The 19,952-nt window shown below is 69.0% G+C and carries 21 protein-coding genes and 2 pseudogenes; 9 read left to right on the forward strand and 14 right to left on the reverse strand.

Annotated features, from left to right (window positions below; all coding sequences use genetic code 11):
- Positions 1-52: 52 nt before the first annotated feature.
- The gene (locus tag ACFYXB_RS36840; protein WP_389589379.1) at positions 53-373 is read right to left on the reverse strand and encodes a transposase; all 321 of its coding nucleotides are present in this window, start codon (positions 371-373) and stop codon (positions 53-55) included.
- A gap of 222 nt (positions 374-595) precedes the next feature.
- Here ACFYXB_RS36840 and ACFYXB_RS36845 point away from each other — a divergent pair, with 222 nt between their 5' ends.
- Entirely contained in the window at positions 596-823 is a 228-nt protein-coding gene (locus tag ACFYXB_RS36845; protein WP_389589380.1) for a hypothetical protein, read from the forward strand.
- A 207-nt stretch (positions 824-1,030) separates the two neighbouring features.
- Here ACFYXB_RS36845 and ACFYXB_RS36850 read toward each other — a convergent pair whose 3' ends face one another.
- On the reverse strand, positions 1,031-1,603 hold the full coding sequence (locus ACFYXB_RS36850; protein ID WP_389589381.1) for a YceI family protein: 573 nt from the start codon (positions 1,601-1,603) through the stop codon (positions 1,031-1,033).
- Positions 1,604-1,933: 330 nt separating this feature from the next.
- On the opposite strand from ACFYXB_RS36850, the gene ACFYXB_RS36855 reads away from it, so the two are divergent.
- On the forward strand, positions 1,934-2,728 hold the full coding sequence (locus ACFYXB_RS36855) for an esterase/lipase family protein (protein ID WP_389589382.1): 795 nt from the start codon (positions 1,934-1,936) through the stop codon (positions 2,726-2,728).
- A 29-nt stretch (positions 2,729-2,757) separates the two neighbouring features.
- The gene (locus ACFYXB_RS36860; RefSeq protein WP_389589383.1) at positions 2,758-3,648 is read left to right on the forward strand and encodes a GNAT family N-acetyltransferase; all 891 of its coding nucleotides are present in this window, start codon (positions 2,758-2,760) and stop codon (positions 3,646-3,648) included.
- A 66-nt stretch (positions 3,649-3,714) separates the two neighbouring features.
- Here the strand turns inward: ACFYXB_RS36860 and ACFYXB_RS36865 are convergent, their stop codons facing one another.
- Both ACFYXB_RS36865 and ACFYXB_RS36870 read right to left on the reverse strand, forming a co-directional pair.
- Positions 3,715-4,725 carry a hypothetical protein gene (locus ACFYXB_RS36865; protein WP_389589384.1) on the reverse strand — a complete coding sequence of 337 codons (1,011 nt, stop codon included), beginning with the start codon at positions 4,723-4,725 and terminating at the stop codon, positions 3,715-3,717.
- A 1,223-nt stretch (positions 4,726-5,948) separates the two neighbouring features.
- Positions 5,949-6,167, reverse strand: coding sequence for a hypothetical protein (locus ACFYXB_RS36870; RefSeq protein WP_389589385.1), 219 nt, complete (start codon positions 6,165-6,167; stop codon positions 5,949-5,951).
- An 84-nt stretch (positions 6,168-6,251) separates the two neighbouring features.
- On the opposite strand from ACFYXB_RS36870, the gene ACFYXB_RS36875 reads away from it, so the two are divergent.
- The gene (locus tag ACFYXB_RS36875; RefSeq protein ID WP_389589386.1) at positions 6,252-6,530 is read left to right on the forward strand and encodes a hypothetical protein; all 279 of its coding nucleotides are present in this window, start codon (positions 6,252-6,254) and stop codon (positions 6,528-6,530) included.
- A gap of 415 nt (positions 6,531-6,945) precedes the next feature.
- On the opposite strand, the gene ACFYXB_RS36880 is transcribed toward ACFYXB_RS36875, so the two are convergent.
- Entirely contained in the window at positions 6,946-7,254 is a 309-nt protein-coding gene (locus ACFYXB_RS36880) for a hypothetical protein (protein ID WP_389589387.1), read from the reverse strand.
- Between the two features lie 448 nt (positions 7,255-7,702).
- Between ACFYXB_RS36880 and ACFYXB_RS36885 the strand changes: the two genes are divergently transcribed.
- Positions 7,703-8,047, forward strand: coding sequence for an STAS domain-containing protein (locus ACFYXB_RS36885; RefSeq protein ID WP_389589388.1), 345 nt, complete (start codon positions 7,703-7,705; stop codon positions 8,045-8,047).
- 265 nt (positions 8,048-8,312) lie between these two features.
- Here the strand turns inward: ACFYXB_RS36885 and ACFYXB_RS36890 are convergent, their stop codons facing one another.
- Complete coding sequence (locus tag ACFYXB_RS36890; protein WP_389589389.1) at positions 8,313-8,654, reverse strand: DUF6221 family protein; 342 nt, start codon at positions 8,652-8,654, stop codon at positions 8,313-8,315.
- A 438-nt stretch (positions 8,655-9,092) separates the two neighbouring features.
- Here ACFYXB_RS36890 and ACFYXB_RS36895 point away from each other — a divergent pair, with 438 nt between their 5' ends.
- Entirely contained in the window at positions 9,093-11,528 is a 2,436-nt protein-coding gene (locus ACFYXB_RS36895; protein WP_389589390.1) for a SpoIIE family protein phosphatase, read from the forward strand.
- Positions 11,529-11,874: 346 nt separating this feature from the next.
- Here ACFYXB_RS36895 and ACFYXB_RS36900 read toward each other — a convergent pair whose 3' ends face one another.
- The 7 genes and pseudogenes from ACFYXB_RS36900 to ACFYXB_RS36930 form a co-directional block, all read right to left on the reverse strand.
- Complete coding sequence (locus ACFYXB_RS36900) at positions 11,875-12,051, reverse strand: hypothetical protein (RefSeq protein WP_389589391.1); 177 nt, start codon at positions 12,049-12,051, stop codon at positions 11,875-11,877.
- 353 nt (positions 12,052-12,404) lie between these two features.
- Positions 12,405-13,268 (reverse strand): hypothetical protein, encoded by an 864-nt coding sequence (locus ACFYXB_RS36905; protein ID WP_389589422.1) that lies wholly within the window; start codon positions 13,266-13,268, stop codon positions 12,405-12,407.
- 546 nt (positions 13,269-13,814) lie between these two features.
- A pseudogene (locus ACFYXB_RS36910) lies at positions 13,815-13,904 on the reverse strand (hypothetical protein); the annotation flags it as partial.
- Positions 13,905-14,049: 145 nt separating this feature from the next.
- Positions 14,050-14,858 (reverse strand): IS5 family transposase gene (locus ACFYXB_RS36915; protein WP_389589392.1). Its coding sequence is split into 2 segments (ribosomal slippage): positions 14,050-14,519 and positions 14,519-14,858, totalling 810 coding nucleotides; the frame shifts between segments, so codons are not numbered across the junction.
- A gap of 82 nt (positions 14,859-14,940) precedes the next feature.
- Positions 14,941-15,522 (reverse strand): hypothetical protein, encoded by a 582-nt coding sequence (locus ACFYXB_RS36920; protein ID WP_389589393.1) that lies wholly within the window; start codon positions 15,520-15,522, stop codon positions 14,941-14,943.
- A gap of 118 nt (positions 15,523-15,640) precedes the next feature.
- Positions 15,641-15,940, reverse strand: coding sequence for a pentapeptide repeat-containing protein (locus ACFYXB_RS36925; RefSeq protein ID WP_389589394.1), 300 nt, complete (start codon positions 15,938-15,940; stop codon positions 15,641-15,643).
- Positions 15,941-16,155: 215 nt separating this feature from the next.
- Positions 16,156-17,085 carry an NAD(P)H-binding protein gene (locus tag ACFYXB_RS36930; protein WP_389589395.1) on the reverse strand — a complete coding sequence of 310 codons (930 nt, stop codon included), beginning with the start codon at positions 17,083-17,085 and terminating at the stop codon, positions 16,156-16,158.
- Between the two features lie 490 nt (positions 17,086-17,575).
- Here ACFYXB_RS36930 and nthB point away from each other — a divergent pair, with 490 nt between their 5' ends.
- The 3 genes from nthB to ACFYXB_RS36945 are packed head-to-tail and all read left to right on the forward strand — an operon-like array spanning position 17,576 to position 19,199.
- Positions 17,576-18,247 carry a nitrile hydratase subunit beta gene (gene nthB / locus ACFYXB_RS36935; RefSeq protein ID WP_389589396.1) on the forward strand — a complete coding sequence of 224 codons (672 nt, stop codon included), beginning with the start codon at positions 17,576-17,578 and terminating at the stop codon, positions 18,245-18,247.
- Positions 18,244-18,846 (forward strand): nitrile hydratase subunit alpha, encoded by a 603-nt coding sequence (nthA, locus tag ACFYXB_RS36940; protein WP_389589397.1) that lies wholly within the window; start codon positions 18,244-18,246, stop codon positions 18,844-18,846. Before nthB ends, nthA begins: the two co-directional genes overlap by 4 nt.
- Positions 18,843-19,199, forward strand: a complete 357-nt coding sequence (locus tag ACFYXB_RS36945; protein ID WP_389589398.1) for a nitrile hydratase accessory protein — start codon at positions 18,843-18,845, stop codon at positions 19,197-19,199. The genes nthA and ACFYXB_RS36945 overlap by 4 nt, the downstream gene beginning before the upstream one ends.
- Before the next feature lie 36 nt (positions 19,200-19,235).
- Here ACFYXB_RS36945 and ACFYXB_RS36950 read toward each other — a convergent pair.
- Positions 19,236-19,664, reverse strand: a pseudogene (locus tag ACFYXB_RS36950) (IS200/IS605 family accessory protein TnpB-related protein); the annotation flags it as partial.
- Between the last annotated feature and the right edge of the window lie 288 nt (positions 19,665-19,952).

Here is a 19,952-nt window from a genome sequence, read left to right on the forward strand (position 1 = left end):
CTCCGAAGGGCCGAAAATCCTTCATCTCTCGTGCAGCACCGCGTTCAGCTACTCAACTACCGCAAGCAGCCTCCCGCGTTCGTGGCACACCTTTTTTCAGGATCTCGATCGTCTTGGCCTGGTCGGCGGCGAGCTTGCGCAGCCGCTTGAGTTCCTCCCGCTCAGCCGCGTCCAGCCCGCTACCGGCGGCCACCGACGTCCCCGCGCCGGTCTGCCCGGTGCCGTTCGCCTTCTTCACCCAGCCCCGCAGACTCTCCGAGCTGATGCCCAGTTCCCGGGCGACCTCGGTCACCGTCCGGCCCGAAGACGCCACGAGCGCGATCGCGTCCCGCTTGAACTCCTCCGAGTACCGCTTCGTGTACTTGCTACCCACCTGGCACTGCTTCCTCTGGGCTCACACGTCCCAGTCTCCAGGTGTCCGCGATCAAGGGGAAGCTTCAACTCAAAGGCCCCCCGCCAAAACGTCATCCTGCCGGCGGAGAACCCGCCGCTGGCCTGGTACCTGTGCGCCCTCTCGCACCCGTGGGACTGGGCGGCGAACGCGCACCTGGCCTTCGAGTACGCCGAGGGCCACCAGTGGGAAGGCCCCGCCCTCGTGCGCGGCCTCACGGTGACCCTCGACAATGCCCGCCCCATCACCGGATGGGGCGAGCACTCGATACCCGCCGACGCCCCCCGGCGGGGCCAGTGGAGGTACCGGACCTGCCGCAACTGGCAGTTCGCGTGGTGGCTGCGCACCAACCGGAACGCACCCGACGCACCGCCCTCCACCTGGCAGCCGCCAGACGACCCCGACGCGCCCAAGCAGCTGACCTTCCTGTAGGCCCAACGTCGCTTGATTTAGGCGGCTGACCGAGCAACTCGGCACGCTGACTGCCGAGCAGCTTGCCGGGCTGGCCGCGGCTCTGCCCACGCTCGAGACGCTGGCCCGCGCCATGGCACCGGCCTCCGCGACCAGGGATTGCGAGGATGACCATCCAAGGACTCACAAACCGGCCGCCGCCTCCTGCGTGTCCCCGGCCAGGCGGGGCTATGCGGGCCCGTCTGCCGGTTCGAGCCGAGCCATGTCGAACTCGATCCGGACGTCGTCGGCCAGCCGCAGCGCGCCCAGGAACGCGGTGTAGGGCTTGATTCCCCAGGTGGACTGCGTGACGGTCGCCCAGCCGCGCAGGAGTCCGTCGCCGTTGCCCTTCCCGTGGACCGTCACGGGGTGGGTTCGGCCCTTGATGGTGAGCTCTCCGGCGATCTCGAAGACCTGCGGTGTTCCGGTGATCCAGGTGGAACGGAAGGTGATCGTGGGGTGTTCTGCGGTGTGCAGCAGCGCCTTGTCCGCCAGGGTCCGTTTGATCTCGGCCCGGTCGGTGTCTGTGAGCGGCTTCAGCCCGCCCGTTCCCTCCCGCACTTCCAGCGAGCCTGTCTCGACCGTCACGCTCACCGACGACCTGTCGGGGTCGGCGACGGTCACCACCGCCTGACCGGACCATCGGGTGGCCTCGATGGTGAGGTCGTGCCCCGCTTTGCGTCCCAGCCCGGCGCGGCCGGTCTTGAGCAGGAGGCGGCCGGTGGACGGTCCCAGCCGGTATGTTCCGTCTGCCAGCGTCACCTGCCCGAGCCTAGAGGGCGGAAACAGCCGGGCTGTTGAGGCAGCCGGGTCGGCGTGTCCCACACTCTCTGCACCGAGACGACGCCGGAGCACAGTCAGCTGCCCTGCCCAGGGCCGCGCCGCGGTACCGCCTGAACAATGCCGACCGCCCTGGCAACCGCGGCGGCGGTAGGGAATCGGGTCGGCGCGCGCAGCGTTTCTTATGGAATAGATTGGGCAAAGCAGGGTCTATGTAGGAGGTGAACGGCTACGGGCACTCCCTTCAGGACGCAGTTGTCGGTCCCGGGGCTGTCGCCGGTACGCGGCGTCGGTGCTGAGGTCGGTAGGGCAGTGGTACGCCTGGCCCGGCTCCCGCTCGACATTGCCGTAGAGAACGTCGGGCAGCTGACCGGACGGCTCGATCACGCCCGGCCCGCGCGGTCGACAGACGGGGATGAACCGCTCCCGACCGAGGCGGGGATCCCCGTGCTGCTGGTGCACGGCCTGGCCGACCGTGAATGGGTCGTCTCGTCTCTGCAGCGGGGGCTGGACGGCTGCGGCGCGGGCCCCTTCGTCCCGGTCAGCTACAACGCGCTCAGCCCGGACATCCGCACGGCTGCCCGGGTGCTGGGCGACCAGGTGGAGTCGGCGCATGCCCATACTGTGGGGCAGGCCGTGGTCCTGATCGGGTACAGCCTGGGCGGGCTGATCGCCCGCTACTACGTGCAGCGGCTCGGCGGCGACGCGTACGTACCGCTGGTGGTCACGCTTGCGACGCCGCACGGCGGGAGTGCGACGGCCCTGCTGGCCCCGCCGCACCCGCTGCTGCGCCAGCTACGGCCGGGCAGCGAGGTGCTGACCGAGCTCGCCGAGCCGGCCACGGGATGCCGTACCCGGTTCGTGGCCTTCTACAGCGACCTGGACGAGTTGGTGGTCCCTGCCGCCAGGGGCCGTATCGATCATCCCGACCTGAAGGCCCGCAACGTGCTCGTGCCCGGTGTCGGCCACCTGACGCTCCCCGTTCACCAGCCGGTCATCGACCAGGTGCGGTCGCTGCTGGCCGCAGCCGGGCAGGCTGGTTCCGCCGGATCTCCGCGCACCCGTGACAGCGCGGGCAGAACGGAGGACGCTGAAAGAAGCCGGTAAGAACGTCAGCACCTGCGCGGACCGACACCATGGCCTTTTCGCCCAGCCCCGACACCAGCGCGACGGTACGCCCGTATCGCCCCGAGGACGAAGCGGGAGTGTGCGAACTGATCAATGCCGACCGGCTGCCGGGACAGCAGTGCTGTACCCCGGAGAAGCTGGCCGCGGCGTGGCACGATCCTGATGCCCTGGCTGGCTGGGCAGCACCGGCCCGTCCGCGGATCAGCGTCCTGGCCGACGCCGAGGACCGCCCCCGCGGCATCGTCGCATACCTGTTGTGGGCCGACGTGCAAAGCGGCCTGATCTGCTGGGTCCAGGCCCACGAGGACCCGCCCGTCCTGACTGCACTTCTGGGTCATGCGCTCGCCGAGCTCACCGGCTGCCCGCAGATCGAGGCGTTCGTCGGCGCTCCGCCAGGTCCCCTGGGGCCGGGCGGGCTGCCCCGCACCCGCCGCGCCGCCACCCACGAGGCTCTGCTGCGGGCCGGGTTCACCGGCCGCCGCCAGGGCTCCTACATGCACTGCGCGCTACCGGCCGAGTCCGAGCCGGTCAAGCTGATCGCCGACGTCTTCCCTTGCGAGTTCCCCCCGGGCCACCGGCTGATGGTCCGCGAGGCGACCGAGCCGGTCGCAGAAGCCGTGGTCGGCTTCGGACTCGACCGCACCGCGATCGTCTACTGGGTCGAGACCCTGCCCACCCACCGCCGCCGCGGCCTGGCACGAAAGCTGCTCGGCCAGGCTCTGGCCTTGCTGGCGGAGCAGGGTGCCACGGAGGTCGCGCTCGTCGTCGACGACATCCCGTCCCGCATCTCCGAGAGCGAAGCTGCCGCCCGGCTCTTCGGCTCCGTCGGCTTCACCCTCGTGGATGAGCTGTGGACCTACCAGCGCCAACGCCCCCGAGCCTCGCGGCCGACCGCGTGAGCCCGAGGGCGTGACCGCGGCCTCGACCAGGGGGCGCGGGACAAGGCTTCGCCGAACTCGGGCCGGTCAGGCGGGCACGCGTTCGGCGGCCCGTTCGGCGGCCCGTTCGGCGGCCCTGAGGATGGTGGAGCGCGCCTGATGACGGCGCTCGTAGTCCAGCACCCGCCGGGCGTGGTGCGCTTCGGCCTCAGCGAGCCGCTTGAGGATCTCCTCCGCGGTCATGCTGTCGTAGCCGAGCCAGGGCACGGGCCCGAGCAGGTCGGCGATTCGGCTCAGGACCGCGGGGCGGCCCGCGTGGGAACGCTCGTAGGCTCCCACCGTGGCCAGGTCCGTTTGCGTCAGGTGCGGAAGCCGGTCGATGATCATCTTGGTGCCGAGCCTGCGGTAGTCGGCGATCGGCAATTCGTCCTCGGTGATGAGGGCTCCGCGTGGTGCACCCTGGAGCCGGTCCGCGCCTGGCATGCGTTCGGCCGTCTCCCGCAGCCAGCTGCTCCACTCGCGCACCGCCTGAGCTGCGCCGCCGACACCCAGGCCGTCAGTGGTCTCGACGGCGGCCGCCACCTCGGCTTTGGCGTGCTGGTCGAGACTGTCGGCGAGCTCCTCCAGCGTCTCCTCGTCGTCCCGCCGGATGGAGCTGAGCAGCTCCGAGCTGACGGCGTCCTCGGCCTCCTGGGCGATGCGCTCGGCGGCCCGGCAGACGGCCAGGGCCAGCGCGGTGACCGCGTACTCGTCCTCGGCGTTCTTCAGCAGCTGGTGCTCGGTTGCCGCCGCCCGGCTGCTGAACACGGCGCTCGGGATGGACATGGCCACGTCGAAGGGCAGCCTGGCGGCCTGCCCGGTGAGCTGCCAGGCATCCCCGAGAACACTCTGCGCCCGCCCACGGGGCCGCAACGTCTCCAGGCGTTCGTCGATGCGGTACACGTGGCCCCGCGCGTCACCGAGGCGGCGCTCCAGGACCTCCCGGTGCTCACCGGAGGGCGTGACGGCGAGGTGAGCCTTGAAGCGGTCGGCCAGCGCGGCCTTGGTCTCGCGGACCTCGCGCAGTGCCGGAACGAGCAAGTCTGTGGCTACGGACATCACGATTCCTTCGACTGGAACGGTGCTCGGCAAGAATCAGCCGGAAACCGGCCCCGCCCCCACTCCACGGTGCCCCGAAACGGCTGCCCCTGCATCCTGCCGCCGGACATTCCGCGGCCCTCGAGACGTGGCCGGTCGGCCAGCTGCACCACAAGCAGGCGGCGCGTGGCAGCCGCCCTTGGGGGCGCGGATCCCCGGGCGTAGGACACTGGTGTTGGGAGCCGTCACTCCTCTCGCGAGGGGGTGTCGGCGGTGATGAGGGCACGTCGTGTGGCGGTGCGGTGGTGGCGCCTGCGGCGCAACCCGCTCCGGCGGCGTAGTGGTCGTCGAGACGTGGGTGGTGGTCATGGCGTGGATGAGTGGTGTGCTGGCTGATGTGGTGACGGCGGGCGCGGTCGCGTCGGGCCTTGCCCGGGAGCGGGCCGGGCGGCAGAAGGTCTCGGCCGTCGTCACCAAGGTGGTGGCGGACGAGGGGCCTGGCCGGACCGTGGGGACCCAAGGAAAACGAGTCCCAGGCACTGCCCGAGCGCCGCGAGGCCGGCGGGAGTCCGGCTGAGGAACTGGCCCGGTTGCGGGCGGAGAACGCCCGGCTACTGAAGGCGGAGAAGGAGTGGCAGCTGGAGCGCGAGATCCTGCGCTGGGCAGCCGCCTATTTCGCTCGGGATTGTGTCCTGAACACCGCCACATGCTGCGTTGGTTGACGACCGTCGTGGTGAGCGATGTGGAAAAGGCGGCGGTAGAGCCGTCAGGTGGGGATCAGGAAGACGAAGGTAAGTGAATCGCTGCTGAAGTGTCGTTAGAAAACAGGTGACATCAGAACCGGAGATTTGTGGGTCTTCGAAGTTGAGCGGTGCGCCTCGTCTCGGTTACTGACGTGGTGTCACGGTGTGTGACCGTCGTGGTGGTGATCGTCCCCTGGACGCAGAGCGCCCGTGGGCCTGCGTGATCATTTCTGTTCTCGACGCAGAACGATCATGCAGGAGCCACGGGCTTGATCAACGATACGACGTTGCTGCTCGATCTGGACGGGGTGTCCGTCGTGCGGGTCGAGCGGCTGGCTCATGCGGTCGATTGAACACCGGGTCTGGGGATGGCCGAGCCGGGGGCGCTGGTCGTCGACTGCCCCGTCTGCGGGAAGTGGCCCGCCTCGCCCGTTGAGGGTGCGGGCGAGGCGGGGGCTGGTGGGTCCGACGGATGTCGGGTTCGGCGCGACGACGTGGTGGTCAGGCGAACTGCCAGCCGAGCAGTCGACCGTGATCGCCGACCTCGGCGGTCAGCCACGCGCCCGGCAGTTCACAGACCGGGACGCCGAGGGCGGCGGCGATCTCGGCGGCCGGGTAGCGCTCCGGCTTGGCGCTCACTGCGGGCGGGGCGTGGCCGACGATCTCGGCCTGGTCGCCGAGTAGCAGATCGACGCGGACAGTAACGCGCTCAAGGGCCATGGCTGTCGTTCCTCGTGGTAGCTGGGTGGGCCTCTTCCCCCGCCTCTCGCGATCGGGCCTCGGAATGCGGTCAGGTTCTTGCGGGTGGAAGCTGAGTTCATGGCGGAGTGCTGCGTGATCGTGGCGGCGCCCTCCGGATCGGGCGGCCGCCGCGTAGTCGTCGATGACCGGGTCCTGGGCATGGCGTACTCACTGCACGACTTGACGGTGTTCCTGCACCACGCCGGGCTGGTGGCTGGGGATGAGCTGGACGTGGCCGAGACGGAGCTCATCGAGTGGCACGGCGGTGGTCCCGAAGTGTGGCCGTGCCTGGGTGGTGGGCCTGACTGCTGGGTGGCGCCTGGCGGGCCCGCCTCGCGGTGAGGATGACGAGGCGGGCCTGGCGGAAGCCAACCTGTGTGCTGAGTGGGGCCACTGTTGCATGGGTGGCGAGCCGGGCGAGGCACCTTGGGGCGTGTCGAGCCACTTGGAGGATGCGCTGTTCACCCATCCGGGGACGGGCTGGTGGGCGGCTCAGTCGGCGGCCTTGCGGTAGCCGCGACGGCCTGCGAGGGCCTGGGTGACGGTGGAGCGGTACCAGCGGTGCGCGCGGCCGGAGCAGTCGTCCGGCTCCGGCCAGCGGCCCCAACTCTCGTGCGAGCAGGGGCTGTCGGAACCGTGCCGCCCAGCCGTTATCGGACCGGCGATCGGGGTGGCTGGCGTACGGCAGGGACGGTAAGGGCCCCACCAGCCGGGGGTTGGGGGAGGCTGGGCTGGTGGGGCCCGTCCGAGGGCCGGGCTACTGCTCGGCGCGGTTTGCGCGGCGGGCCGCCGCGCGTGTGGCCGGCAGCGTGATGAGCCTGACCGTCCAGTAGGCGAGCGCGATAAGGATCGGCTCGCCGATGAAGAGCATCAGCAGGAAGGTGAGCACGTCGCCGTCCGTGCGGTAGCCGACCAGGGGCATGATGCCGCCGATGAGGGCGATGACGCTGCACCAGGTGGCCCACAGGGCGGCCGCGCTGCCGGCGGCGATGGCGAGGGCCTTGACCCAGCCGGGGGGTTCGGCGGGGGCGTGGGCCACCCAGCCGGGGTGTGCGGTGTTGTTCATGAGTCTCCCGAATATGACTTCGGCAAGGGGGGCGGCAAGTCGCCCAGTCTGGCGGGAGTGTGGAGGCTGTGAGTCCACTGTGAAGGAATGGTGGCCGCTTCGTTACAGAATGCTTTCTTCTGCTACTCGGGGTAACAGCGATATTCGGAGGAATGCGCCTTTGGGCGGGCGAGCGCGGCCGGAGTGATGGCAACCCCCGTCTGCCTCGGAGGACGGAGAAGAGGCAGACGGGGGCGCGGGCCTCGACCCATGCACGCGGAGCAACGGCCTCGAGGTGCCGTGAAACTACCGGCGGGCGGCGTCGCTGTCGTTCCTCCCAAGGGGTGAACCCTTGGCCAGCCGTTCGCCGACCGTTGATCCTTTGGCCAGCCGTTCGTGCATATGCAGAACGAAAGTGCGGCGGGTACGGGCCACAACCTCGCCCCAAGGCATTCCGGTTAGCCCGGTCATGGAACCCGAATTCGGCATCAGCCACCACGAAGAGAACGACTGGACCGTAGTGGAGGTCCACGGCGAGGCGGACGTGTACACCGCGCCACAGATCCGTGACCACGTCGTCGACCGAATCACAGAGGGCCGCCTCCAAATCATCATCGATCTGCTGGGCGTGCGGTTCATGGACTCAACCGGCCTGGGTGCGCTCGTCGCCATCCGGACACGCCTCCACGGCCACGGTGGAGAGGTAAGGCTGGTCATCGCAAGCCAGCAGATCCGCCGCATCTTCGCCCTCACCGGCCTGCACGCCGTATTCCCGATCTACGAGTCGGTCGATTTAGCGAAGGCCGCACAGTGACACGTCGGGCAAGCTGACGCCGGTCAGGCGAGCTGCCACCTCGACAGTCGGCCGTCCTCGCCAGCCTCGGCGGTCAGCCGCACGCCCGGCAGATCATGGATCCGGACGCCGATGGTGGCAACGATGCCGCGCCCGGGTAGCGCTCCGGCTCAGCGCCCTACGCTGGTGGGACGTTGGCGACGATCTCGACCTGGTCGCCGAACCGCAGTAGGACACGGACGGTGACGCGTTCAGTGGTCATGATCTCCACTCCTCGCGGTAGTGGTCATGATCTCCACTCCTCGCGGTAGTCGGGATGGTCATCCCAGATTGCGGCGACGGCGCGCAGGCAGGCCCGTGCGTGGCTGCCGACCATCCGGGACCACAGATCGACCCTGTCGCGGAGGACGGCAGTCTGCCGCAGGACGCGTGTCGGGTCGTGGCGGGCGATGTGCTCGCCGAGGACCGGCACGATGCGCTCGGCGATGACCATGCCGCTCTGCGCGCGCAGGGCGGGTTGGTCGTATGACCAGGCCTCTCCGCCTGTCCGGCGGACGATGGCCTTGCGAGCGGTCTCGTCGTCTTCGTCGAGTCGGTCGCGCAGGAATTCCACCAGGTCATCGGTCACGTTCGGTCGTCCTCCGTGCGCTGATTGGCGAAAGCGCGCACACTGTGCGGAACCTCCAGCCACGTCTGGACGATGTTGCGGGTCGCCCCCAGGGAGGGGCGGTACGGGCTGGCCGGGACGGGGGTCAAGCTAAGTACCCCGTTCGAAACCAACTGGGGGGCGTCCTGCCCGACGGGCATCGCGTCGGCGCCGGAAGTATCGGAGAAGAAGCCGAACCAGCCTTGGTCCAGCCCGATCGGCCATGGCATTGATCGTCGTTGGCGCGGTGCCACGGCCGAGTCGTCCTGCTGAGGCAACGAGCGTGGCCACCCCCATTCGTTGCACGCGCTGAGCGTCGCCATGTCACTCCTGCCGGACCGCCGGGCCGAGAGGAACGGGAGAGTCGCGGACGGAGACCGCGGGGAGGAACATCGGAGTCATGTAGGCAAGGTGGTGGCTATGGGGACGCCGTCGATGCATTTCAGCGAGAGTCCTGAGGATCCGTTCGCCCTCGGGCGCGGCGCCACGGCTATGGTCGACGATCAAGGCACCGTGGTCGGCTGGAGCCCACGTGCACAGGAGTTGCTGGGCTATCCGGCCAGGGAAGTGATCGGACGGGCGTGGCAGGACCTCCTGGTAGACGCCCGTGACCTGCCTGTCGTGCGGTCCGTCGTCGTAGACGCCATGAGGACGGGGGGCTGGTTCGGGGTCCTGCCCGTCCGACACCGCGACGGACGGCGTGTGGAGATGGGTTTCCGGGCCCGCGCGATCACTCGGGACGGGGACGGTCAGGAGTGGGTCCTGATCGGAGCCCCCGCCGCGGAGGTCATTGCCTGGCAGCGGGACCGTGCGCTGCTGGACGGCCTGTACCGCCGGTCCCCGATCGGTCTGGTCACTTACGGCCCGGACAGGAGAGTGATTCGGGTCAACCGTGCGGTCGAAAAGGCAAGCGGTGTCCCGGCCGAGGCGCCGGTGGGCCGTCGCTCTCGCGAATTCATGGTCGACGAGGACGCAGGTCCGGCCGAGGAGCGGGTACGGCACGTCCTGGAGACCGGCGAGCCGTTGATCTTCACGGAGCAGTCAGCCCGGGCACGCCACGATCCGGGTCGGGAACGGATTGTGTCCGTCTCGGCGTTCCGGATGGAAGACCCCTCGGGCCGGGTTCTCGGCGTGGCCGAGACGATCGAGGACGTGACCGACCGCCACCGGGCCCAACGCAGGCTCGCCCTGCTGAACGAGGCAAGCGCCCGGATCGGAACCTCACTGGATGTGACACAGACGGCCCGGGAACTGGCCGAGGTGGCCGTCCACGGCCTGGCCGACTACTGCTCGGTGGACCTTCTGAAGCCAGTGACACTTGGTGACGAACCACCCCCCGGTGTGACAGGTTCGCTGCTCCGAGTAGCCCTCTCGCCCCCAGAACGCCGGGTCCCGTACCAGGAGGGCGAGGTGGTCCCGCTCCTTCCGGAATCTCCGCAGGCGCGGTGCTTGGCCGAGCGTCGCCCGATTCTCGACCGGCTGCTGCCTCTCCGCCCCGAGTCGTACGCCATGGACCGGCGGCGCATCGAGATCGCCCTGGGTCTCGGCGTTCATTCGCTGATCGTGGTGCCCTTGGTGGCTCGCGGCCTGGTACTGGGCGTAGCGAGCCTGTGGCGAGTGCGCCATTCGGAGCCTTTCGAGGACGACGATGCCGCGGTGGCCCATGAGTTTTCCTCGCGTGCGGCCGTCTGCATCGACAACGCGCGCCGCTTCACCCAGCAGCAGAGCGCCGCTCTGACTCTGCAGCGCAGTCTGCTGCCGAGCGCGGCGTCCGACCTGCCGGCTGTCGAGGTGGCCTGCCGATACCTCCCGGCGAGCGGTGAACCGGGCATCGGCGGTGACTGGTTCGACGTGATCCCGTTGTCAGGGGCCCGGGTCGCGCTAGTCGTGGGAGACGTTGTCGGCCACGGAATCCACGCTGCGGCCTCCATGGGCCGCCTGCGCGCCGCCGTGCGCACCCTGGCCAGCCTCGACCTGGAACCGGACGAGGTGGTGGCGCGGCTGGACGATCTGGTCAGTCTGCTGGCCACCGAGCTGGAGGCGAACGCTGACGGCAGCGGGTCCGCAGTGGAGCAGATGCTCGGGGCCACCTGCGTGTACGCGGTTTACGATCCGGTCTCCCGGCACTGCTCCCTGGCACGCGCCGGCCACCCGGCACCGGTGGTGACCACGCCGGACGGCCAGGTGACCGTGCTCGACCTGCCCGCAGGCCCACCGCTCGGACTGGGCGGACTGCCGTTCGAGACGTTCGACCTCGACCTCCCCGAGGGCAGCCTGCTCACGCTCTACACCAACGGTCTTCTGGAGGCGCGCAACGGCGACATCGACGCCGCGCTGAAGCACCTGCACGAATGTCTCACCCACTCCGCCGATCCTCTGGACAACACCTGCCACGCCGTGGTCGAAGCGCTGCTACCGAAGGAGCACCTCCCCACCGACGACATCGCGCTGCTCATCGCCCGTACCCGGGTGCTACCACCACAGGATGTCGCCACATGGCAGCTGCCCCTGGAAGCGACCGCCGCTGCCCGTGCCAGGCAGCTGACCACGGCGAAACTGACCGAATGGGGGCTGACGGAACTGGCCTTCACCACCGAGCTGGTCGCCAGCGAGCTCGTCACCAACACCTACCGGTACGCGGCCGGCCCCGTCACCCTGCGCCTCATCCGTACGCACTGCCTGATCTGTGAGGTGTCCGACACCAGCCACACTTCCCCTCACCTCCGACGCGCCCTCAGCACGGACGAGGGCGGACGCGGGCTCTTCCTGGTCGCGCAGCTCACGGAGCGGTGGGGCACCCGCTACACCCACGACGGCAAGACCGTTTGGACGGAGCAGCCTCTGCCGCACGCATGACCCGCAACGACGGCGTGTCTGTTCCACCAGGTGCTGTCGCGGCGGATCAAGCTGCCCTGCTCTTTGCGGCCGGCGGGGTCGGTGCCGCCGAGAGCGGACGAGCATGATCGCGATGCGGATCCTCGGCGGGTACCGTCGTCGGGTATGGCCTTGGGACACGTCGGCAGACGGCACTGGCAAGCCCTCGGCGGTCAACTCACCACCACCCCGGCAGCGATCGTGGGGAAGCGGCCGCAAGCACCGGCCGTACTGCCACGACACAACTGACCCGCTCGTCGACAACGGCGACCTGGACTCCGCGGCCCGACTCCTCCCCGAGGAGCGGCCATACCCCGCCGAGGACGAACTACTTGCCCACCTGCGCTCGTGACCGGGCACGCTCGTCCGGCGACAGTCGGCCACTACGGGCCACATGGCACAGAGGCTCGTCGGGCCGGGGCACGCCGGACATCACCACCCTGTACGTGTCGTCCTCCGCGACGACGTCGAGCACGACGTCGATTCGGTCGCCAGGCTGGATCACAGTCGTCCGCCTTCCTTGTGTTTGGCGATGTGGGCGCGCGCGGCCGCCATGCAGGTGTCCCAGCCGGGCCGGTCGAGCCTCGAGGACCGGCCTACCAGAAGGGCGAGCCCGTCACGCCCGCACGGGCCGCACCAGGCCGCCCAAGCGCGCACAGGCGGAGCCGTGCTGAAGCCCACGGGCGGGAAGCTGGCCGGCCGGACCTGAAGTGGCGCCTTCACCGCCCCAGCTCCAGTTCGGTCACGACCTCGTCGGGCACATCGGCGCGGACGAGGGTGACTAGTTCGCGGTGTCCGGCGAGGGCTTGGTCGACGGTGACGCCGTAGCAGCTGTCGTGTGGTGGTTCGCGGCGGTGATCAGCGTTTGATGCGGCCTCGTACGGCGAGGGCGGCCAGGGCGAGGAGAGTGGGCTCCAGCAGACGGGAGGTCATCTCGATGTAGGTGCCGGCGGTGGTCAGATCCTGTCCGCTGGAACGGAACACCACCGAGTTCAGGGTGACGTTCAGGGCCTTGTCGAAGCGCTCGCCCGTGAACCTGTTCCCGGTCGGGTTCTGCGGGTCGTCTCTATCTATCTCGAAGGTGACCCTGCCTCCGCCGGGCGGCACGATGCCGGTCGCTTCCTGCTTCGGGGAGTCCTGGGGGAGGCCGAAGCCCATCAGCAGCACAATGGTGACGAGCATGGCGGCAGCGAGCCAGCCCATGGCTCGGGAGGCGCGCAGGCCGTAGCCGGAGAGCAGCCAGTAGCCCCACAGCAGGCCGCGTTCGGCGCGGGTGGTGCCGGTGCGGTCGTGGCGGCGCATCTCCATCTCGCCGTAGTAGAAATCGGCGGCGCCAGGCTCGTTCTTTCCGTCCTCGAACGCCTTGCGCAGCGCCCGGTACACCGGCGCCAGCTGCGCTGGCCCAGCGTGTCCGGCGCCGAATACCGCCGCGTTCCAGCCTGGGACTGCTGTCGGCTGGTTCGCGCGCCAGTGGTGTTCCTCGGCGAGGGTGCGGCGCTGGGTGAACCGCACCGGGCGCCAGCGCCGCCAGTGCGTGCGGGGCGGGACCCCGCTGAAGGAGCAGTTGCCCTCCAACCGGAGCTGGTCCAGATGCACGGTCCCAGTGAATAGACACCCCGACAGGTCGACGTCGGCGACAACTAGGTGGGCCGCGTCCACCCCGCGCAGTGAGGCCAGCCGCACCTCGGCGTCGGGTGTGTCTGCAAGAGCTTGTTCCTCCACTGATTGTCCGTCGGGGAGAACGAACGGATCAGTCTCCGCTGCGATCGTGAGGGGGTATTCGAAGACCGCATGGCCGAAGTCCACCGTGGCATAGCGCAGACGTATTTCGGCCGTTGACGACCAGCGGGTTCGCCGGCATTCCAAGCGGCGTGCGGCGAACGAGAGAGTCACCGGGCCCCCGAAAACCGCGCCGGACAGCACCACCCGCCCGGCGCACACCAACGGCCCGAGATTGGCCGATCGCTCGAAAACCGCCCCTACGAATAGGGCGTCGTCCTTGAAGGCTGCCGACCCGAACCAGGCGGCGCTCTTGAAGGCCACCGATTTGAACCAGGCGACCTTCTCGAAGGTGGCCGACCCGAACGAGGCGCCGCCCTCGAGGACCGCCGACTCGAACCAGGCGGTGCCCTTAAAGGCCACCGACTCGAACCAGGCGCTTTCCAAGGTCGCCGACTCGAACACGGCGTCGCTCTCGAAGACCACCGACACGAACCACGCTCTGCCCTTGCAGGTCACCGAAGCGAACCAGGCGCCGCTCTTAAAGGTTGCCGACTCGAACTCGGCCTCGTTCTCGAAGGTCGTCGACTCGAAGTGGGCATCACCATCGAAGACCGCCGATGCGAACCAGGCCACCATCCAGAAGGTCGCCGATCTGAACCAGGCGGTGCCCTTGAAGGCCGCCGCCGTAAACGAGGCGCTGCTCTTGAAGGTCGCCGACGCGAATGAGGCCTCAGCTTCGAAGGTCGCCGACTCGAACTGGGCCCTGCTCTTACTGATCGTTTCAGAATGAGGTTCTGAGTCGTCTCAAGCAGATGATGCTGCACGCGAGTTGGAGCAGGGCTTGGTGGAGGTCGGCGCGTATCTCGTAGCGGATGCGCAGGCGCTTGAACTGGTGGAGCCAGGCGAAGGTCCGCTCGACCACCCAGCGGGTCTTGCCCAGGCCCGAGCCGTGGGCGACGCCGCGACGGGCGATGAGCGGCTTGACCCCACGCTTCCACAGCAGGCGGCGGTACTTGTCGAAGTCGTAGCCCCGGTCGGCGAACAGTCTGCGTGGCCGTGTGCGCGGGCGTCCGCGTAGGCCCCGGATTGGTGGGATCGCGTCCAAGAGTGGCAGGAGCTGTGTGACGTCGTGGCGGTTGCCGCCGGTCAGTGTGACGGCGAGGGGGGTGCCGTGCCGGTCGACGATCAGGTGATGCTTGCTGCCCGGCCGGCCCCGGTCGACCGGCGAAGGTCCAGTGTGAGCCCCCCTTTCAGCGCCCTGACGTGCGAGCCGTCGATCGCCGAGTCGTCCATCTCCAGGAGACCCGCCACTCGCAGCTCGGCGAGGAGGACCTCGTGCAAGCGAGGCCAGACGCCAGCCTCAGTCCAGTCGCGGAGCCGACGCCACGCGGTCACCCCTGAACAGCCAACGACCTGGATGGGCACATCGCGCCAGGCCACTCCTTTGCGCAGCACGTAGATGATGCCCCCCAGTGCGACGCGGTCCGATACCGGCAGTCGTCCGGGCTGGCGATGGCGGCGGGCAGGCCGAGCTGGGAGAAGCGGAGCTATGCGCTCCCAGAGATCGTCGGGAACTAGGTCGGCAGACACGTCGGACAGTCTGCCCGACGCATCGTCAGATATTGGCCGAGATGCCGGTGTCGATGCGACAGGCGGCAGCGGCCGGTCGGGTTCAGCGCCAGCCGCCATGGCGAGGCTCCACGTGCTCGCCGAACGGTGGGTCGAACGCCTGCCCATCGTCGTCGGTCACAACGTAGTCCGGTTCGGTCTTCGAGGCGGCTGCGTGCAACCGGGTGACGAGGTAAGTGACAGGCACGATACGTAGCGACAAGGCTGCGGCCACCTGGGCAGCTTCATTGTCGATATCCGGGTTGTACTTGGCACGGGACCGTTCAAGGTGTTGAGCGGAGATCTGCATGACCTCCACATCGCCACCGCCCGAGAATGAGAGGCAGTCCCGCCACTCCAGCCCGATGATGATCTCCAGCGCATCCGCCAGGTCATCAGCGAGCAGCCCGCCTTCCCCTTCGGAACTCGCGAACACCACCGGCCGGCGACCGTTCTGCTCGGCACACAGGAAGTACGCCCCACCAGCGAACTCCCCGGCGATCGCCTCCAGCGGCGCACCCGAGGCAAGCTTCAAGCCATCGCCATTGTGCTTCCGATGGATGTCGAAGCCGAACGATGACCGCAGCAGCAGATCGATCTCCGGGGTGGTCTGGATCAGGTCAAGCAGGTGATCACTTGAGGTCATGGCACGGACGATAGCGAGTGCCGCTGACGTGTCAGCGCGAGGGTGAACAGCGCGCCCATATCCCGCGATGGCACGACCCGTGGATGGCCCACTCCAGGCCGCGCCTGCACCCAAGCCGTTAGAACTCATTCTGAAACCACCAGTTAAAGGTCACCGACTCGAACCAGGCAATCCTCTCGAAGGTCGCGAACTCGAACTGGGCGTCACCCTCGCAGACCACCGACCCGAACTGAGCCCTGCTCTTAAAGGTCACCGACTCGAACGAGGCGTTCCGCTTAAAGGTCGCCGATCTGAACCAGGCGTCGCCCTCGAAGGTCGCCGACATGAACCCGACGTCGCCCTCGAAGGTCGTCCATCCGAACCCGGCGTCGCCAAGGCTGGGATGTCCACGGCAAACGACCGCAGTCCTTGGCGCCACAGCTGCACCAGGTCGACGGCAGACAGGTTGCTCCCCTGCGTCCCGGCCACGTCATCCGCTCCCCCTTCGGCCCACGGGTGGCCCCCGCGGTCGCCGAGGCCGTCGCAGCCGCCGCCCGGCTCGAGGGCGTGGCCCGGCTGTGCACCGCCGCAGCATGGCCAATCCGCCCTGGCAGCCCCGTCGGTGAGCCTCGGCGGCCCGGGCGGCAAGCGGCTTCAGCGGGTGAACAGCTCAGGGTTCTTGCGGACGAAGTCGGCTACTCCTGCAGCGGGCCGCCCGGTGACCTCTTCCATGCCGTCCGCCTGGCGGTCGTAGCGGCCGGCCGCGTGCAGGCGAGCCATGGTGGAGATGTGCTGGAAGACGTGATCCGGCAGTTCCAGTGCTCCGAGATCGTTGTCGAGCCATTCCTGCAAGGGGACGTCGATGTAGCCGACCGTGCGGCCCAGAGCCGCGGAAATCTCCGCGGCCATGGCGGCGATGTCTTGTGATCTGGGGCCGGTCAGCTCATAGATCCGGCCGACGTGCCGGGCCGGATCGGCCAGGATCTCCTCGACGGCCGCGGCCACGTCACCGGCCGCGATCGGGGAGGTCTTCGCCCGGCCGAAGGGCCATCTGATGGTGCCGTCCTGCGCGATCGGGGAAAACGCGACCTGGAAGAGCGGATTCTCCATGAAGACGGTGGGCCTGACCTGGACCACGGGCAGGCCCGACCAGTCGAGAACCTGCTCGACCAGCCACTGCTGCCGATGCTGATGCGACTCGGACGTGCTGGTGACGTCCATCTCGGAGACCGTCAGCTGCGACATGTTCACGAACGCTTCCAGCCCCCCGTAGCCGCGCGCGACGGCCGCCGTCGTCACGGCGGCCAGCAGATACTGCGCCGACACGGCCATGCCGAAATACACCCGTCCACAGCCGTCCATGGCGTCGGTGACATCACGGGCGCACGTCAGGTCTCCGACCACGACTTCGGCGCCGGCCGCGCGCAGGGCCTCGGCACGATCGTCATCCCGGCGCACCAGGGCCCGCACCTCAAAGCCCCGTCGCCGAAGGCCTTCGGCCACGGTCCGGCCGACGGCGCCGACCCTGCCCGCAGCACCCGTCACCAGGATGGGCCGCACGCTTGCTTCCGGGGTGTGGTCCATGGGGGCAGACTGCGGTCCGCGCGGCCAAGGCGCAACCGGAGTGGTCCGCCCAGCGCCCGGGCCGCCCTCAGGGACCGCTGCCGCCGAGATGAACGGACCTTCGCGGGCAGACGGACCGGGTGAGTTCGTCCACGGCGGTCGTTGGCGTACGGCTGCCGGCGAGCGCAGCGGCATGCGCCGGAAGCCCGGAGGGACGGTACCGAACCGGGCCCGCTTTCCCACCGAAACAGTCGGATCAGGCGGTGCTCACCGCGATGCCCTTCATCCCGCCGCTCCTGGGCGCCCGCTGTTCATCCCCGACGGCCGGTCGGCGGCTGCCGGCTCCGGCTGGCCCGATGGCGCGTCGATGGCCGGGGCGTACCTTCCGCTCGTGCCGGGCCGCTCGAACCGGTCCTGCATCTTCCGCCACAGAGGCAGCACGCCGGAGACATCAGCCAAATATGATTCGGGTAAATATGTCCGTCATTGCGGGTGAATGAGAGGTTGTGTCATGGAGGGTATTGCCGACATGGGGGGCACCCAGGGATGGGGCCCCGTTCATCCACCGAGACGCGATGAGCCCGTCTTCGAGGAAGACTGGCAGCGCAAGGCATTCGCACTGGCGATTCTCTCCAGCCGCATTGCCTGCGGCGGCATCAACACGGACGCCTTCCGGCACGCGCTGGAGCGCCTGGACCGGGCCGCCTACCTGGACGAGGGCTACTACGGGCGCTGGCTCAACGCAGGTGAGCTGATGCTCACCGAACGCGCGATCCTGGCGCCGGGCGCCATCGAGGCCCGGGCCCGCAATCTGCGCGGGGAGCAGGTGGAGGAGCCGCCGGTCCCCGAGCCCGACCGACCCCACTACGCACCCACCGCCGAGGGCTCGCTGCGCTCCGTGGACGCCGCCCCCGCCTTCGGCGTCGGCCGGCGCGTGCGCGCCAAGAACATGTCCGTACCCGGACACACCCGGCTGCCGGGCTACATCCGTGGGCACGTCGGAGTCGTGGAGGTCATCCAGCCCGCCGCCGTGCTGCCGGACACCAACGCGCACTTCCTGGGCGAGAACCCGCAGCACGTCTACTCGGTGCGGTTCGACTCACGCGAACTGTGGGGCGCCGACGCCGAACCCTTCGCCCTCACCGTGGAAATGTACGAAAGCTACCTGGAGACCACCGCATGACCCCCACCAATGCCGGCCCGGACGAGACCCTTCCCACGGCCCTGCGCACCGAGGCGCTCGAGCAACTGCTCACCGAGCGGGGCCTGATCGACCCCAAGGTGATGAATGGGATCATCACCCACTACGAGACCAACGTGGGCCCGCTCAACGGCGCCAAGGTCGTCGCCAGGGCCTGGACCGACCCGCAGTACCAGCGGCGGCTGCTCGAGGACGGCACCGCCGCCATCAAGGAGCTCGGCTTCTCGGGACAGCAGGGCGAGCACATCGTCGTCGTGGAGAACACCCCCACCACCCACAACGTAGTGGTCTGCACGCTGTGCTCGTGCTACCCGTGGCCGGTGCTCGGCCTGCCGCCGAGCTGGTACAAGGACCCCGCCTACCGCGCACGCGTGGTCAGGGAGCCCCGCGCGGTGCTGTCCGAGATGGGACTCGACCTCGGCGACGACGTGCAGATCACCGTCCGCGACTCCACCAGCGAGGTGCGCTGGCTGGTCCTGCCCGAACGCCCGGCCGGCACCGGGCACCTCACCGAGGAGGAACTCGTGCCGCTGGTGACGAGGGACGCGATGGTCGGCGTGGCCAAGGTGGCGGCTCCGTGAGCGCGCCGCTGGACGTCGAGGGCCCGGCCGCACCGCCCCGTTCCAACGGTGAGCTGGTGTTCGCCGAGCCGTGGGAGAGCCGCGCCTTCGGCATGGCCGTCACCCTGTACGAGGCGGGCGCGTTCACCTGGCCGCAATTCCAGGCCGCGCTCATCGCCCGCATCGCCGCCTGGGAAGCCTCGGCAGCACCGGGCGAGCTGTACAACTACTACCGGCTCTGGCTGGCCGCCCTGGAGGACGTACTCGCCGGCCTGCGCACCGTGTCCACGGACGAGGTCACCACACGCGCCCAGGCCCTGGCACAACGCCCCCCGGGCCACGACCACCGTGACCACCACGACCACCCGCACTGACCGTTCCTAAACAGTGTTCAGGAGTGAGTCTTGGACTCACGTCCCGGAACTGCGCGCATCCCGAGCGGTGTTGGATGTGATGGTCGCCCGCGTTCTTGTTCCCTTCGTCCGGGGACGTGCATCGCGTGCACGCTCCGTGACGGGGTGGCGGGGTTCCTCGCGTCCTCGGGTACCACGGTCGGCCTGGATGGTCCGATGCCCAGCACCATCACTCTGGTGATACCGGGGCGGTGCCGTCCGTCGCCGGAGCGGGTGCCCGAGGGCGCGTCCGCCCATCGCCACCGAAGCGGCGTCATGGCGAGTCATGTTGCGAGTCTTGCTGGTGAGGGGCTTGCGTCAGTGCTGGTCGCCCCACATGGAGGTGTACGCCGGGTCCACGGCGACGATGGCGAGGCCGTGTTCGGCGGCCATGGACACGATGCGGGCCTTGAGCCTGCCGGTGAGCATGCCGGAGATCAGCACACGAGGCGTGGACCGCGGGACGCCGAACTTCCCCTACCTGATCAAGGTTGGCTCGTGTCGCCGCCGGATGAATTGGTTCACCAGCACTAATTCCCACCTAAAGGTTGGACTCTGCGCCCAGTGGCTGTCTTGCTGTCCGCTCCTAGCATCGAGAGTCCTACTGATCAGCGTCCGCACGCGACAGGCAGTCGCACCCGGTCGTCCCCGCCAGGGACTCAAGGGGTGGAGCCGACCTCGCTGATCACGGATGCGAAGGAGGCCTATCGCCCGGGGCACGCCCCATGGCCTCAC

This window comes from Streptomyces sp. NPDC002619, assembly GCF_042889305.1.
In the GTDB taxonomy this organism is placed as follows: Bacteria; Actinomycetota; Actinomycetes; order Streptomycetales; family Streptomycetaceae; genus Streptomyces.